Below are 13863 nucleotides of genomic sequence, written 5' to 3' on the forward strand. Positions count from 1 at the left end.
GGCCGGGGGTTAGTGGTTGGGGGGGATTACTCGGAGGTGGCCTCGGCGGCCGGTCTGGTGGGGGTTCTCCGAGTGGTGCTGGTCCGGCTCCGGAGGGCGGGGGGCCGGGCGGGCGGCTTCGCGGACCGCTTCGGCCAACGCGACCAGGTCGTCAGTGGTGGGCGGCGGCGGCTCGAACTCGCCCTCGTGCCGGACGACGTCCCAGCCCCGCGGGGCGGTGAGGCTGCGGGCGTGCGGCTCACACAGGTCGTACGTGTGTGGCTCGGCGAACGCCGCCAGTGGCCCCACCACCGCTGTCGACTCGTTGTAGACATAGGTCAATGTGGCGACCGCTTGCCGGGGGCAGCCGTTACGGGAGCAGCGCCGTGGTGACCTCACGTGCGGCAGGGTATCTCCATTACCGGGTCCGGCGCATCGGTTCGCGTTGCGACACGCCCGTCATGGTGATCACAGTCGACCGTCCTGGGCGCGCCGCGCCACAGGATCGGCGCTGCCGCTGGCCAGCCCGACACGGGCGCTACCCTTTGCCTCATGACGAGCCCGGAACACCGCCGCCCCGGCTCGGGCCGGCGTGCGCATCGGGACCGGCACGGGCGCGGCCTGCGCGGGCGGCTGGTCCCGGCCACCGTGCCGCTGGCACGGACCAAGGCCGAGGTCTTCGACGACCTGGTTCTGGACACCGTCGAGACGTTGGAGCGTCGGTTCGCCAAGGAGCTGGCGGGTGTTGAGTTCGCGGTCGAGGACGTCCCGCCGGACCTGAACGTCTACGACTCGGATGTGCTGGAGGACGGCGAGGTCCCGCTGGCCCGGCTGCTGCCCGGTCGCCCGGGCCGGCAGGAGATGCCGCCGCGGATCGTGCTGTACCGACGGCCCCTGGAGTTCCGGGCGATGGACCGCGAGGACCTCGCCGATCTCGTCCATGACGTGATCATCGAACAGGTGGCGAACCTGCTCGGGGTGGACCCGGACGAGCTCGCCTGAGCCGACCTCCGAGCGGAGAGTCGGGCGGCCCCCACCGCCTCGACCTCACACCGCCCCGACCTCAGACCGGTCAGGCGGCCCGCCGCTTCAACTTGCGCCGCTCCCGCTCGGAGAGCCCACCCCAGATTCCGAACCGCTCGTCGTGACCCAGAGCGTATTCAAGGCACTCGGTCTTGACCTCGCAACGCGAACAGATCCGCTTCGCCTCGCGGGTCGAGCCGCCCTTCTCGGGAAAGAACGCCTCGGGGTCGGTCTGCGAGCACAACGCCCGCTCCTGCCACTCCGGCGCGTTTCCGAGCAGGTCGGCCACCTCAAGCTGGCCGTCCATCAAATGCCTCCTTGTCGCGCACCGGCGTCATCGCCGCTGCAACCCCCCACGCGAAAGGCGTGCTTGTCCGTCCGGTCCCGTTTTGTTGCGTTCCGTGCGAACAACCCCATTCAAATTACACGCGTGTAATGCGTGCGCCGTCAAGCCAAACTTGATAATGGAGTCGCCCTCCCGACACCCTCGGCCGACCCACTCGGGCCGTCCAGCCTCGCAACCTGCCCTATCGATTCAGACCCCGGCCGAGTAACGCCCTCTCCGGCGAGTTGCCCGACTTTTCTCCCGTGGCGCTTTCCCGACGAGTCGCCGGCCGGACGGCACCGGAGACCTCCAACGCTAAGCTGATCTTGGTGGGAGACAGGTTAACGCGACGCGGCACAGACTGCCTGTCGAGCCGCAGACAGCACTCGCGCCCCGTCCATGATGTGGACGGGGCGCGGCGGTAGAACCGATTCGTCGAGATCAGCCAGTTGCACCAAAACCGCTGCTCGGCCAGGCGAATTCAGCTATCTCTCCACCATGGACAGAAATCGTGCCGGCGGACGTACGGTCGTCCCACCAGACGGTATAGATCCCGCTCGGCAGACCGGGATAGACCGCACTGTGGAACGAGCCGTCCCGCACCTTGCGCTCGCGCACCGCCGAGTGGACCCGCCGGTCGTCGTCGCGACTGATCTCGATCTCCCGCCCCCGCAGATCCCGACCCGTGCAGATGATCAGGGCACCGGTGTCGCCGCCCATATCCAGGACGACACTCCCGGTCTCCGACGGCCCGTACGCGTGCTCGTGCATCCGCCCGCCCCCTGCGCGGTCAGGACGCCGCCGACGGGTTGTTGAACCAGTCGGCGGTCAACGTCTGCCGGCGGGTCAGTCGCGGCCGCTGCCGCTGCCGCTGATCACTGGTCATGGGCAGCCTTTCCGGCGTGGCGCGAACGCGCCCGCGGAGAGGGACGGGTCCGACGCCGCCTCGCGACACCGCCGGGCCCCTGAGGGGACACCGGTGGCGGTCCTCGCCGTGACCGCCACCGGCACCGCGTGGTACGGCCGGCGGCGGGGAAAGGTTCGACGTCAGGGCCGGGCGTGACCGTACGCGGTCGACCGCTTGCGCGCCGGGCGACCGGCGGCCTTCGCGATGGCCCGCAACTGCTCCTCGGTACGCGCCGACCCGTTGTCGGAGCCGGCCATCCGGGAGATCGTCTCCTCCATCAGCGTGCCGCCGAGGTCGTTGCAGCCACCCTGGAGCATCGCGACGGTGCCCTCGTCACCCAGCTTCACCCAGGAGCACTGGATGTTGTCGATCCGGCCGTGCAGCAGCAACCGGGACATGGCGTGCACCACCCGGTTCTCCCGCCAGGTCGGCCCCGGTCGGGCGATACCCGCCAGATAGATCGGAGCATTGGTGTGCACGAACGGCAGCGCCACGAACTCGGTGAACCCGCCGGTACGGTCCTGCACCCCGGCCAGCACCCGGAAGTGCGCCAGCCACTGCCCGGGGTGGTCGACGTGGCCGTACATCATCGTGGAGCTGGACCGGATGCCCAGCTCGTGTGCGGTGCTCACCACCTCGACCCAGGCGGCCGCCGGGAGTTTGCCCTTGGTGAGCACCCAGCGCACGTCGTCGTCGAGGATCTCGGCGGCGGTGCCGGGGATGGTGTCCAGCCCGGCCTCGCGGAGCTGGAGCAGCCACTCGCGAACCGGCACACCGGCCTTCGCGGCGGCGGTGACGATCTCCATCGGGGAGAACGCGTGCACGTGCATCTCCGGCACCCGGGCCTTGATGGCGCGCACGATGTCGGCGTACCCGGTCACCGGCATCTTCGGGTCGATGCCGCCCTGCAGGCACACCTCGCTGGCACCGGCCGCCCATGCCTGCTCGGCCCGGTCCGCGACCTGCTCGACGGAGAGCCGGTACGCGTCGGCGTCCCGCTCGCGCTGGGCGAAGGCGCAGAAGCGGCAGCCCACGTAGCAGACGTTGCTGAAGTTGATGTTGCGGTTGACCACGTAGGTCACGTCGTCGCCGACCGCGTCGCGGCGCACGTCGTCGGCGAGGCGGCACAACTCGTCGAGCGCCGGCCCGTCCGCCGCGAACAACGCCAGCGCCGCGTCGGTGTTGGCGGGTTCGAGCAGCGTCGCCGGGTCGTCAGCGGCGAGCCGCAGCCCCGCCGCCAGGTCCCGGTCCGCACCACCGCCGGCCGCCACCGGGGGTACGCCCGCCCGACGCGCCGCCGCCTCCGGGGTGACCTTGTCGGCCACCTCGGCCCAGTCGCCGTAGACGCTGTCGAAGTCACCCCGCCGGTCCTCGGTGCGGCCCGTGGTGTCGATGGTGGCGTGCAGGTCGGTCCGACCGCCGAACGTCTCCTCCGGCTCCTGCCAGGGCCGGCCCTGCGGCATCGCCGACTCGACGGCCATGCCGGTGGCCGGGTCGGCCAGCGCGCTCACGTGCGGCAGCAGGCGCGGGTCGAGCCACGGGTCGCCCGCGCGCACGTACTCGGGGTAGATGGTCAACCGCTCCCGCAACGTGAACCCGGCCAGCTCGCTGTGCCGGGCCAACTCCTCGATCTGCGGCCACGGACGCTCCGGGTTGACGTGGTCCGGGGTGAGCGGCGAGACGCCGCCCCAGTCGTCGATGCCGGCGCGCAGCAGCAGGTCGTACTCGCCGGCGATGAGGTTCGGCGGGGCCTGGATGCGGGCCTTCGGGCCGAGCAGCAACCGCGCCACCGCCACCGTGGCGGCCAGATCGTGCAGCTCCGCGTCGGGCATGCCACGCATCGCCGTGTCCGGTTTGGCGCGGAAGTTCTGCACGATCACCTCCTGGAGGTGGCCGTACTCCCGGTGGGCGCGACGGATCGCGAAGAGCGCGTCCACCCGCTCCGCCGAGGTCTCCCCGATGCCGATCAGGATGCCGGTGGTGAACGGCACCCCCACCCGGCCGGCGTCCTCGAGCACCCGCAACCGGACCGCCGGTTCCTTGTCCGGTGAGCCGAAGTGCGGACCGCCCGGCTCGGACCAGAGCCGGGTCGCCGTCGTCTCCAACATCATGCCCATGCTCGGCGCGACCGGCTTGAGCCGCTGCAACTCCGACCAGGACAGCACCCCCGGGTTGAGGTGCGGCAGCAGGCCGGTTTCCTCCAGCACCGCCACCGCGCAGGCGCGCAGGTAGTCCAGGGTCGAGTCGTAACCGCGTTCGTCCAACCAGGTCCGGGCCGCCGGCCACCGTTCCTCCGGCCGGTCACCCAGGGTGAACAGCGCCTCCTTGCAGCCCTGCTCGGCACCGGCCCGGGCGATGGCCAGCACCTCGTCCCGGTCCAGGAACGGCGCCGGCAAGCGGTGCGGCACCGTCGCGAACGTGCAGTAGTGGCAGCGGTCCCGGCACAGCCGGGTCAGCGGAATGAAGACCTTTTTGGAGTACGTGACCACACCCGGCCGCCCGGCGTCGCGCAGCCCGGCGTCGCGGATCCCACCGGCCAACCGGAGCAGCTCGTCGAGCGCGGCACCACGGGCGGACAGCAGCGCGGTCGCCTCGTCGACGTCCAGCGCCCGCCCGTTCGCGGCCCGGCCCAGGGCCCGCCGAACGCTCGCATCGCTGGGAACGGACTGGGTGCGATCAACCATCCACTCACCCTATGCGCAGCGCTGCGCCACCCCACCAGTCCCGGCCCGCACCGTGGGAAACGGCACTGGACGATCATGGCACGCCTGCCGCGACCGGAGGTCGCTGAACGCGCTGGCGGCCGTCCGTCAACCACCCGACCTCGTCGATCAGGGCGATCACCGCACCCGGCGGTCACCGCACCCCAGGCCGCTTCGCTTCCCACAGCTGGCAATCTTGGACAGTTTCCGTCAGCTCGGAACGGAAAGTGTCCAAGATCTACGTTGCCTGCCCGCTCCCCCGCCCCGCGCGGCCCCGGTCGGCCGAGCGGGGCCGCGCGGTCGGGCGGTCGGACGGGCGGGCGGACGGGCGGACGGGCGGACGGGCGGGCGGGCGGACGGACGGACGGACGGGCGCGATACCGAGGTCGACGGGGCGGAGATGACTGACCGCGACCCTCGAATGTGAGCCGGGCCCCGTTACCAACCGTCCGAGGGCTGCTGGTCGGGTGAAGTCAGCGGGGTTGATCCGGGTGGTCGTTGGGCTTGATGTGCTGCGTGCGGTCGGTGTCCGGGTCGGTGGGGTGGGAAATGACCTCGGTAGGGTCGGCCGACTTGCGCGGGATGGCCTGCGTGGGGTCGGCGGACTGGCGCGGGATGGCCTGCGTGGGGTCGGCCGACGGCGGCTGCCCGAACGGGCGCGCGGCCGGGGACGGCGACTGCGGGGCCGGGCTGGCCGGCGGCGCTGACTGCGGCGCGGCCGGGAACGGCGGTGCCGACTGCGGGTGCGGCGGGGCCGGGAACGGCGGGGCGGACTGCGGGTGCGGCGGGGCCGACTGCGGAGCCTGGAACGGCGGCGACGGCTGGCCGAACGGGCCGGCCTGCGGGTAACCGGCCGACTGACCGGCCTGCGGGTAACCACCCGACTGACCGGGAGCGGGCCAACCGCCCTGCGGCTGGCCACCGGGCTGACCGGGAGCCGGCCACCCGCCCTGCTGCTGCGGCCAGCCCGGCTGCGGCTGGCCGTAGACGCCCGGCTGCGGCTTGGGTCGCGGCACGTAGTAGTGGGCGCGCCAGATCGTGTAGACCACCCAGGCGGCGATCGCGAAGATCACCATCCAGGCGAACCGGGTGAGCACACCGAGCAGCGCGTCGAGCACCTCGGCCTCGGCCAGCCGACCCACCGTCCAGATCAGCATGGTCAGCGTGCCGAACAGGGCGCTGACCGCGTACTCGATCAGGGCTGCCTGGGTGATCAGCTTCGCCTTCGCCAGCACCGGCGAGATGTGCGTGGCCAGCAGCACCGCCAGCACTGGCAGAGCCACCCCCTCCACCCCGAGGAACGCGTAGAAGGCGCTGCCCGCCCGGTCGGTGAAGGAGCTGTAGTCGTTCGGGGCGACCAACCGGAGCAGGCCCACGAAGAGGAACACGGCGTTGGCGCCGAGCAGCGCGAGCGCGGCGAGCTCACGCAGTGGCTTGGTCAGCTGACGGGCCTGTGTCGCGTCAGCGGACGCGGGCTCGGTGGGGCTGGTCACGAGCTCCCCCTCGGGGCAGGAACGGACAGGGCGCACGTGAGCCTAGTCTCGCGGGCCACCGACGGATCGCAGGCGTCACGTGCGCGAGGATGGTCGACATGCGCATCGTGGTTCTGGCCGGCGGCATCGGCGGCGCCCGGTTCCTGCTCGGGGTCCGGGCGTACGCCCGTGACGTCGGCGCGGAGGTGACCGCCGTGGTCAACGTCGGCGACGACCTGTGGTTACACGGGTTGAAGATCTGCCCCGACCTGGACAGCGTCATGTACACGCTCGGCGGGGGTGCCGACCCGGAGCGGGGTTGGGGTCGGGTCGGCGAGAGTTGGACGGTCAAGCAGGAGCTGGCCGCGTACGGGGCACAGCCGACCTGGTTCGGCCTCGGCGACAAGGACATCGCCACCCACCTGGTCCGCAGCACGATGCTCAACGGCGGTTACCCGTTGAGCGCGGTCACCGAGGCGCTGGCCAGCCGCTGGGAGCCGGGCGTGCGCCTGGTGCCGGCGACGGACGACCGGCTGGAGACCCACGCCGTGGTGGAGGACGACCAGGGGCAGCGGGCGATCCACTTCCAGGAGTGGTGGGTGCGGTACCGGGCCGACATCCCCACCCACCGTTTCGTGTTCGTCGGCGCGGAGACGGCGAAGCCGGCACCCGGGGTGCTGGACGCGATCGCCTCGGCCGATGTGGTGTTGATCGCACCCAGCAACCCGGTGGTGAGTGTCGCGCCGGTGCTGGCCGTACCGGGGCTGCGGGAGGCCGTGGCGGGCGGCCCGGCGCCGGTGGTGGGCGTCTCCCCGATCATCGGCGGCGCGCCGGTGCGGGGGATGGCCGACCGTTGTCTGGCAGTGCTCGGTGTCGAGTGCAGCGCGGCGGGGGTGGGTCGCCTCTACGGCGGCCGGGCCAGCGGCGGCCTGCTCGACGGTTGGCTGGTGGCCGAGGAGGACGCGGGCACTGTGGTGCCCGAGGTGACGGTCCGCGCGGTGCCGCTGCGGATGACCGACGAGGCGGCGACGGCGGCCATGGTCCGCGCCGCGGTGGAGTTGACGTGAGGTTGGAGATTCTGCCGGTGCTCGGCATCGGCCACGTGACCGAGGGCGACGACCTGGCCGCGGTGATCGCGACCGCCGCGCCGTGGCTGCGCAACGGCGACGTGCTGGTGGTGACCAGCAAGATCGTTTCCAAGGCGGAGGGGCGACTGGTCGACGTGCCGGCGGACGGACCGGAACGGCTGGCCGCCCGGGACGAGGTGCTGGCCGGTGAGACCGCCCGGGTGGTGGCCAGTCGGGGGGCGACCCGGATCGTGCAGACCCATCACGGCTTCGTGATGGCCTCGGCGGGGATCGACGCGTCGAACGTGGACAAGACCCGGCTGGTGCTGTTGCCGGTCGACCCGGACGCCTCGGCGCGGGCCTTGCGGGACGCGCTGCGGGAGCGCTACGACCTGGACCTGGCGGTGATCATCAGCGACACGATGGGTCGGCCCTGGCGCAACGGGCTCACCGACGTGGCGCTCGGGGTGGCCGGGATGCCGGCCATCCGTGATCACCGGGGCGAGGTCGACCCGTACGGCAACGAGTTGCAGTTGACCCAGATGGCCGTGGTGGACGAGTTGGCGGGTGCCGGCGAGCTGATCAAGGGTAAGTGTGATCAGGTCCCGGTCGCGGTGGTGCGGGGCTACCTGCCCGCCACCGAGCCGGACGACGCCGGTGGCGCGCGGGCGCTGATCCGCGACGCGGCACAGGACCTGTTCTCGCTCGGCACCGCCGAGGCCCGCGCCGCCGGGCTGTCCGACGCCGCCACGCTCGCCGATGGTCCCGGTCCGATGCCAGCCGACCTGACCGCGGTGCGACGGGCCATCGACGCGGTCGCCGGGGTGGTCGCCCCCGGCACGGTCTTCACAGTGGTCGACGAGGCCGAGGTACGCGCCGGTCTGGTCGCCGAGATGCCCGGGTGGCCGGAGGGCGCGGCCCTGCTGCTCGGCTCGGCCCCGACCCCCGTCGAGCCGATGGGTCTGGTCCGCTTCGGCGCCGACCTGCACCGACTGCGCGTCGCCCTGGCCGCCGAGGGCGTCGGGTCGACGATGTTGCCGCCACCTCCCGGCAGCTCGGCGAGCGCCGCCCTCGCCCTGTAGCAGGGCGGGCGCGGCCCTCGTCCGGCAGCCCGGCCAGCGCCGCCTGCGCCCGGTAGCCCGGCGAGCGCCGCCCCCGCCCGGTAGCTCAGCGAGCGCCGCCTGCGCGCTGCGGTGCCGGCGAACGCCTTAGCCGGCTGGAGACGGCCGGGTCACGCGTCCAGCATGGCCCGGCCCAGCGGGGTCAGCGTGTGCAGCACACTGTTGCGTTCCCGGTGGCTGACCAGCAGGCCAGCGTTGCGCAGCACAGTGGCGTGCTGGCTCGCCGCGGCCGGTGAGATGTTGAGCTGGCGGGCGACCTCGCCGGTGGTGCAGCCTTCGTCGCTGGCCTGCAACACCGCCGCCCTGGTGCGACCCAGCAGCGCGGCGAGCGATTCACGGCCGGCACCGGGCGCGAACGCACCGTTGGCGTCGGTCGTCACCAGCCCGCCCAGCCGGTCCACCTGGTAGACCAGCACCGGTGGCAGTGCCGGGTCGAGCAGTGCTACCGGGATGGCCGCACAGAAGAACGAGGGCACGAGCAGCAGCCCACGGCCGTCCAGGTGCAGTTCCCGGCTGTGCGGGTAGCTGCGGATCTCCAGCACGCCACTGTCCCAGCGCATCGCCGGGCGGAAACTGGTGAGCAGGCCCTCGACTCCGCCGTCGAGCAGTGCCCGGGCCCGTCGCGCGCGGTCCGCCGCCACAGCGGCCTGGATCCGACCCCAGTACGGGCTGATCGCCAGTGACCGGTACTGCTGCATCGAATCGGCCAGGTGGTGCAGCGCCGACACCTCACCCCGGGCCAGCGCGGTCGCCGAGGAGGGCAGCTGATTCTCGGTGGCCAGCACACTCAGGTCCCGATGCAGCATCTCGACGGGCGTACGGCGCAGCGCGTCCAGCCCGGCCTCGAAGCCCTCGACGCTGGCGTACGGGGTGAGGAAGTCGGGGAAGTAACCGCGCGGCGGGTTCAGCGCGAAGAGCAGGCTGAGCTGCTCGGAGGCGGCGTCCTGACGCAGCGCCCACGACACGCTGCGCCGCCAGTTGGCCGTCAGCGGATCGCGGGTGCGGCCGCGCAGCACGTGCAGGCTGAGGACCAGTTCCCAGACCGGGTCCGCCGCCGGCGCCACCCGGGTCCGGAGGATGTCCTCCCCAGAAAAGTGGATCTTCAGCATGGAGCGCTCCCGTGTCGCCGGCAGGGGGATGCCGGGTGACCGTTCGACTCTACCTGCACGGCAGTAATCTCCATCTTTAAGCCTGGAATGAAAAACCTCGACGCCCCCGGGGCCGGTTCGGCATGCTTCCACTGCCCGAACATGGCGCCGCGCGTCCTGGACGCCCGCGCCGCCGAGGCACCGGGACCGGGGAGGCCCCGGTGATCGGACGGCACCACGAGGGTCTGCGGCCCTTGCTCCGCAGAGGTGCCGTCCGGTCATCCCGCCCCCACGCCGTCTCAGCCGCCACAGCGCGCGACCGATGGTCCTCGTCCGCGCCGTGAGATCAGCCGGCCACCAGGAATTCGACGCGTCGCGGGGTCACCGAAGCGGCCCATCGGGTGGACGCTCGTACAGTGGCGTGGTGCCCGACACCGTGATCACCGGCCCGACCGCTCAACCGACGAACCCCGAGGCGTACGCGGCGCTGCACGCCGACGCCACCGCGTTGCTGGAGGGCTGGCAGCCGACCAGCCCGGACGCGGCCGGCGCGCGGGACCGGACCCTCGCCCTGCTCGCCGCCGGTCCGGTCGCCATGAGCCGGCAGCACCGTCCGGGGCACGTCACCGCCAGTACGCTGGTGCTGGACTCCACCGGCTCCCGGGTGCTGCTCTGCCTGCACGGCAAGTTCGGGCGGTGGGTGCAGCTCGGCGGGCACTGCGAGCCGACCGACGAGACCCTCGTCGCCGCGGCCCTGCGCGAGGCCACCGAGGAGTCCGGAATCGCCGGCCTGCGCATCGACCCGGTGCCGATCGACGTGGACGTGCACCAGGTGCAGTGTCAGGGCGGCTCGGCGCACCACGACGTCCGGTTCGCCGTGCTGGCCCCGCCCGACGCGGTGGAGCAGGTCAGCGACGAGGCCGAGGAGCTGGGCTGGTTCCCGGCGGACCAGCTGCCCGAGCCGCTGGCCGGCGGGACCGTGCAAATGGTCGCGCCGGCCCTCGCAGCCCTCAGACGTAGCCCTCTTCGCCTCGCTCCTTGAGCTCGTCGACCAGGGCCTTGACGTCCTGCGCCCGGTCGCGCGGGCAGACGAGCACCGCGTCGGGGGTGTCCACCACGATCAGGTCGTGCAGTCCGAGGACGGCCACCAGCCGGCCCGACTGCGACACGACCACGAGGTTGGTGCTGTCCCGCAGGAGCACGCCCGGCTTGGCTTCCGTGCCGAGCACCACGTTGTTCGTCTCGTCGGCCGGCAACACCTCGCCCAGGGTGTGGAAGTCACCGACGTCGTTCCAACCGAAGTCACCCGGCACCGTCGCGACCCGACCGGCAGTGGCCGCGCCCTCCATCACCGCGTAGTCGACGGAGATCTTCGGCAACGTCGGCCAGATCGCGCCCAGGACGTCGTCCTGCTCCGGTGTGCCCCAGGCGGCGGCGATCGCGGCGACGCCGGCGTGCAGCGCCGGCTGCTGGCGGGCCAGCTCGGCGAGGAAGACGTCCACCCGCCACACGAACATGCTCGCGTTCCACAGGTGCCGGCCCGAACGGACGTACGCCTCGGCGACCTCGGCGGCCGGCTTCTCCTTGAACTCGGTCACCGGCCGCCACGGCACACCGTCGGTCGGGTCACCGGTCTCCAGGTAGCCGTAGCCGGTCTCCGCGCGGGTCGGGGTGATCCCGACGGTCATCAGCATGCCCTGCTCGGCCCCGTGGACCGCCTCCTGGACTGTGCAGACCCAGCTGTCCGGGTCGCGGATCAGGTGGTCGGCGGCGAAGCTGCCCATCACCGCGTTCGGGTCGCGCGTCGCGATCACCGCGGCGGCCAACGCGATCGCCGCGCAGGAATCCCGGGGCGAGGGCTCGACCAGGATGTTCTCCTCCGGCAGTACGGTCAGCTGCCGTGCCACCGCCGTGACGTGCGCGGCGCCGGTGACCACAAGGGTCCGATCCGGTGTGGTCAGCGGCGCGAGCCGTTCCACTGTCGCCTGGAGCAGCGAGGCGTTGGTGCCAGTGAGCGGGTGGAGGAACTTGGGATGGCCAGCACGGGACAACGGCCACAACCTTGTGCCGCTGCCACCTGCCGGAATGACCGCATAGAGCATCCGCACATCATGCCCGACGTACCTACCCAAAGTGGCCCGGGTCACCAGCAGTGGCGCGGCGGGTCAGGAGCGGGCGCGGCTCCACGCGGCGATGTGCACCTCGGCGCTGGACTCCCAGGTGAATTCCTTGGCCCGGTCGACCCCCGCCTTCGCCAGCGACAACCGCCGCTGCTCGTCGTCGAGCAGAGCGGCCAGGTCGATGCCGATCTGCTCCGGATCCTCCGAGGTGTACGCGACCGCGTCGCCACCCACCTCGGGCAGTGAGAGCCGGGGCGTGGTCAGCACCGGGGCTGCGCACGCCATCGCCTCCAGGATCGGCAGCCCGAACCCCTCGCCGTAGGACGGGTACGCCGCGACCAGCGCGCCACCGAGGAAACCCGGCAGGTCGGCGTAGCGCAGATAGCCGGGACGCAGCAGACGCAGGTGCGACGGCACCTCGGCCACCGCCCGGTCGATGTCGTCGTCGTGCCCCTGCCCACCGGCGATCACCAGGGCCGGCGGGTCGACCCGGTCAGCCACCGCCCGCGCCCACCCACGGATCAGGTTGGGCACGTTCTTCCGTGGCTCCTTGGCACCGAGGAACGCGACGTAGCTGCTGTTGCCCAACCCCAGACGGGCGCGTACGCGGGCCTTCTCCTCCTCGGTGGGAGCGTGGAAGGCCGCCTGGTCGACGCCGTGGTAGGCCACGTCGATCCGCGTCGGGTCGGCGTCGAGCAGCCGGATCAGCTCGTCGCGGGTGGCCTTGCTGGGCACGATCACCCGGTCGGCGCGGCGCAGCGAGGTCTTGATGGCGCTGCGGAAGAACGTGCGGCGCGACTTGTCGTAATGCTCCGGCTCGGTGAAGAACGTCGCGTCGTGCACGGTGACCGTGACCGGACACCCGGCCCGCAGCGGGCAGGTGTAGAAGGGCGAGTGCAGCACGTGTGCGCCCACCTGCTGGGCGAGCAGCGGCAGGCCGGTCTGCTCCCAGGCCAGCCGGGCCGGGCGGTGCGCCACGGCGGCCGGAGCGGGGATGATCTCCGCGCCGGGCAGCATGCGGGTGTAACGCTCCAGGTCGGTGCGGAGACTGACCACCGCCAGTTCCACCCCCGACCCACACACCTTGCCGAGGGCACCGAGCAGACCGTCAACGTATCGACCGACACCACCACGGTCGGCGGGGACACTCGTGGCGTCGATGAGCACGCGGGGCGGGCGACCGGCGGTCACGGGGCGACTCCTTGCACTGGCGGGTCTGTGGGGAACAACACTCCGGGGGTCAAGCCTACGCCGGGGCGCGGGTCCGACGCTGACTGCGACCCGACGGTACGCCGACTTGTCATCGTCATTGAGTACGGCCCGCACTGGCGTATCGTTCGCGCCGATGGCCGACAACATTGCCCGGGTGTTCGCCGACGCGATCGCGACCGACCCGACCCGACCGCTGCTCACCTGGTACGACGACGCCACCGGCGACCGCACCGAACTCTCCGGCGTCACCCTGGCGAACTGGGTGGCGAAGACCGCCAACCTCCTCGTCGACGAGGTGGGCCTCGCGCCGGGCACCCCGGCCGGTGTGCTGTTGCCGCCACACTGGCAGACCGCTGCGGTGCTGCTGGGGTGCTGGTCGGCCAAGCTGAGCGTGGTCGACACACCGGGTGACGTGGGCGTGCTCTTCGCCGCCGTGGACCAGTTCGACGAGGCGCAGTCGTGGTCGGCCGACGAGCGGTACGCCCTCGGGCTGGCCCCGCTCGCCGCCCCGCTGCGGCAGGTGCCGCCCGGGTTCGCCGACTACGTCGTCGAGGTGCGCGGACACGGCGACCACTTCACGCCGCAGTCCGGTCCGGGCCCCACCGACGCGCACCTGCTGAGCCGGGCCGAGGTCCGTGCCACCGAGTTGGGCATCGAGCCCGGCGCACGGGTCCTCGTGGACGCCACCCGCCACCCCGATCCGGTCGACTGGCTGCTGGCTCCCCTGACCCGGGCCGCCACCGTTGTCCTCTGCGCCAACCCGGACCCGGCCCGCCTGGCCCCCAGGCTCACGGCGGAAAAAGTCACCCACTCCCTCCCCAGCTAACCTCCCCACCCCACCCCACCC

Annotated in this window: 13 protein-coding genes; 5 read left to right on the plus strand and 8 right to left on the minus strand. The window is 72.2% G+C overall.

Annotated elements, in window-relative coordinates:
- Positions 1-9: 9 nt before the first annotated feature.
- Positions 10-378, minus strand: a complete 369-nt coding sequence (locus tag KBX26_RS31610; RefSeq protein WP_030338263.1) for a DUF3499 domain-containing protein — start codon at positions 376-378, stop codon at positions 10-12.
- A gap of 153 nt (positions 379-531) precedes the next feature.
- Here KBX26_RS31610 and KBX26_RS31615 point away from each other — a divergent pair, with 153 nt between their 5' ends.
- Positions 532-981 (plus strand): metallopeptidase family protein, encoded by a 450-nt coding sequence (locus KBX26_RS31615; RefSeq protein ID WP_030338265.1) that lies wholly within the window; start codon positions 532-534, stop codon positions 979-981.
- A gap of 70 nt (positions 982-1051) precedes the next feature.
- Here KBX26_RS31615 and KBX26_RS31620 read toward each other — a convergent pair whose 3' ends face one another.
- The 4 genes from KBX26_RS31620 to KBX26_RS31635 all read right to left on the minus strand — a co-directional run bounded on the left by KBX26_RS31620 (position 1052) and on the right by KBX26_RS31635 (position 6429).
- Positions 1052-1309 carry a WhiB family transcriptional regulator gene (locus tag KBX26_RS31620; protein WP_007455784.1) on the minus strand — a complete coding sequence of 86 codons (258 nt, stop codon included), beginning with the start codon at positions 1307-1309 and terminating at the stop codon, positions 1052-1054.
- Between the two features lie 459 nt (positions 1310-1768).
- Complete coding sequence (locus KBX26_RS31625) at positions 1769-2098, minus strand: phospholipase (protein ID WP_210867084.1); 330 nt, start codon at positions 2096-2098, stop codon at positions 1769-1771.
- Between the two features lie 276 nt (positions 2099-2374).
- On the minus strand, positions 2375-4918 hold the full coding sequence (locus KBX26_RS31630) for a bifunctional FO biosynthesis protein CofGH (protein ID WP_210867085.1): 2544 nt from the start codon (positions 4916-4918) through the stop codon (positions 2375-2377).
- A gap of 491 nt (positions 4919-5409) precedes the next feature.
- Positions 5410-6429, minus strand: a complete 1020-nt coding sequence (locus KBX26_RS31635; protein ID WP_210867086.1) for a hypothetical protein — start codon at positions 6427-6429, stop codon at positions 5410-5412.
- 98 nt (positions 6430-6527) lie between these two features.
- Here KBX26_RS31635 and cofD point away from each other — a divergent pair, with 98 nt between their 5' ends.
- A complete protein-coding gene (gene cofD / locus KBX26_RS31640) occupies positions 6528-7475 on the plus strand; it encodes a 2-phospho-L-lactate transferase (RefSeq protein ID WP_030338274.1) in 948 nt (315 codons plus the stop codon).
- Positions 7472-8557, plus strand: a complete 1086-nt coding sequence (locus KBX26_RS31645; RefSeq protein ID WP_210867087.1) for a coenzyme F420-0:L-glutamate ligase — start codon at positions 7472-7474, stop codon at positions 8555-8557. Before cofD ends, KBX26_RS31645 begins: the two co-directional genes overlap by 4 nt.
- Positions 8558-8706: 149 nt before the next feature.
- Here KBX26_RS31645 and KBX26_RS31650 read toward each other — a convergent pair whose 3' ends face one another.
- Complete coding sequence (locus KBX26_RS31650) at positions 8707-9705, minus strand: helix-turn-helix transcriptional regulator (RefSeq protein WP_030338278.1); 999 nt, start codon at positions 9703-9705, stop codon at positions 8707-8709.
- A gap of 403 nt (positions 9706-10108) precedes the next feature.
- On the opposite strand from KBX26_RS31650, the gene KBX26_RS31655 reads away from it, so the two are divergent.
- Positions 10109-10726: an NUDIX hydrolase gene (locus KBX26_RS31655; protein WP_307857954.1), complete on the plus strand. Its 618-nt coding sequence runs from the start codon at positions 10109-10111 to the stop codon at positions 10724-10726.
- Here KBX26_RS31655 and KBX26_RS31660 read toward each other — a convergent pair.
- Positions 10695-11786 (minus strand): mannose-1-phosphate guanylyltransferase, encoded by a 1092-nt coding sequence (locus tag KBX26_RS31660; RefSeq protein WP_210867089.1) that lies wholly within the window; start codon positions 11784-11786, stop codon positions 10695-10697. The two genes, KBX26_RS31655 and KBX26_RS31660, sit on opposite strands and share 32 nt — an antisense overlap.
- A gap of 63 nt (positions 11787-11849) precedes the next feature.
- Positions 11850-12995, minus strand: coding sequence for a glycosyltransferase family 1 protein (locus KBX26_RS31665; RefSeq protein ID WP_030338285.1), 1146 nt, complete (start codon positions 12993-12995; stop codon positions 11850-11852).
- Positions 12996-13149: 154 nt separating this feature from the next.
- On the opposite strand from KBX26_RS31665, the gene KBX26_RS31670 reads away from it, so the two are divergent.
- The gene (locus tag KBX26_RS31670) at positions 13150-13842 is read left to right on the plus strand and encodes a TIGR03089 family protein (protein ID WP_210867090.1); all 693 of its coding nucleotides are present in this window, start codon (positions 13150-13152) and stop codon (positions 13840-13842) included.
- Positions 13843-13863: the final 21 nt, after the last annotated feature.

This window comes from Micromonospora sp. C97 (assembly GCF_018070385.1).
Classification (GTDB): Bacteria; Actinomycetota; Actinomycetes; order Mycobacteriales; family Micromonosporaceae; genus Micromonospora; species Micromonospora parva.

Coding starts and splice junctions, on each gene's coding strand:
- KBX26_RS31625 (WP_210867084.1), bottom strand. CDS start 2,098: ATGCACGAGCACGCGTACGGGCCGTCGGAGACCGGGAGTGTCGTCCTG.
- KBX26_RS31660 (WP_210867089.1), bottom strand. CDS start 11,786: ATGCTCTATGCGGTCATTCCGGCAGGTGGCAGCGGCACAAGGTTGTGG.
- KBX26_RS31630 (WP_210867085.1), bottom strand. CDS start 4,918: ATGGTTGATCGCACCCAGTCCGTTCCCAGCGATGCGAGCGTTCGGCGG.
- KBX26_RS31620 (WP_007455784.1), bottom strand. CDS start 1,309: ATGGACGGCCAGCTTGAGGTGGCCGACCTGCTCGGAAACGCGCCGGAG.
- KBX26_RS31670 (WP_210867090.1), top strand. CDS start 13,150: ATGGCCGACAACATTGCCCGGGTGTTCGCCGACGCGATCGCGACCGAC.
- cofD (WP_030338274.1), top strand. CDS start 6,528: ATGCGCATCGTGGTTCTGGCCGGCGGCATCGGCGGCGCCCGGTTCCTG.
- KBX26_RS31615 (WP_030338265.1), top strand. CDS start 532: ATGACGAGCCCGGAACACCGCCGCCCCGGCTCGGGCCGGCGTGCGCAT.
- KBX26_RS31650 (WP_030338278.1), bottom strand. CDS start 9,705: ATGCTGAAGATCCACTTTTCTGGGGAGGACATCCTCCGGACCCGGGTG.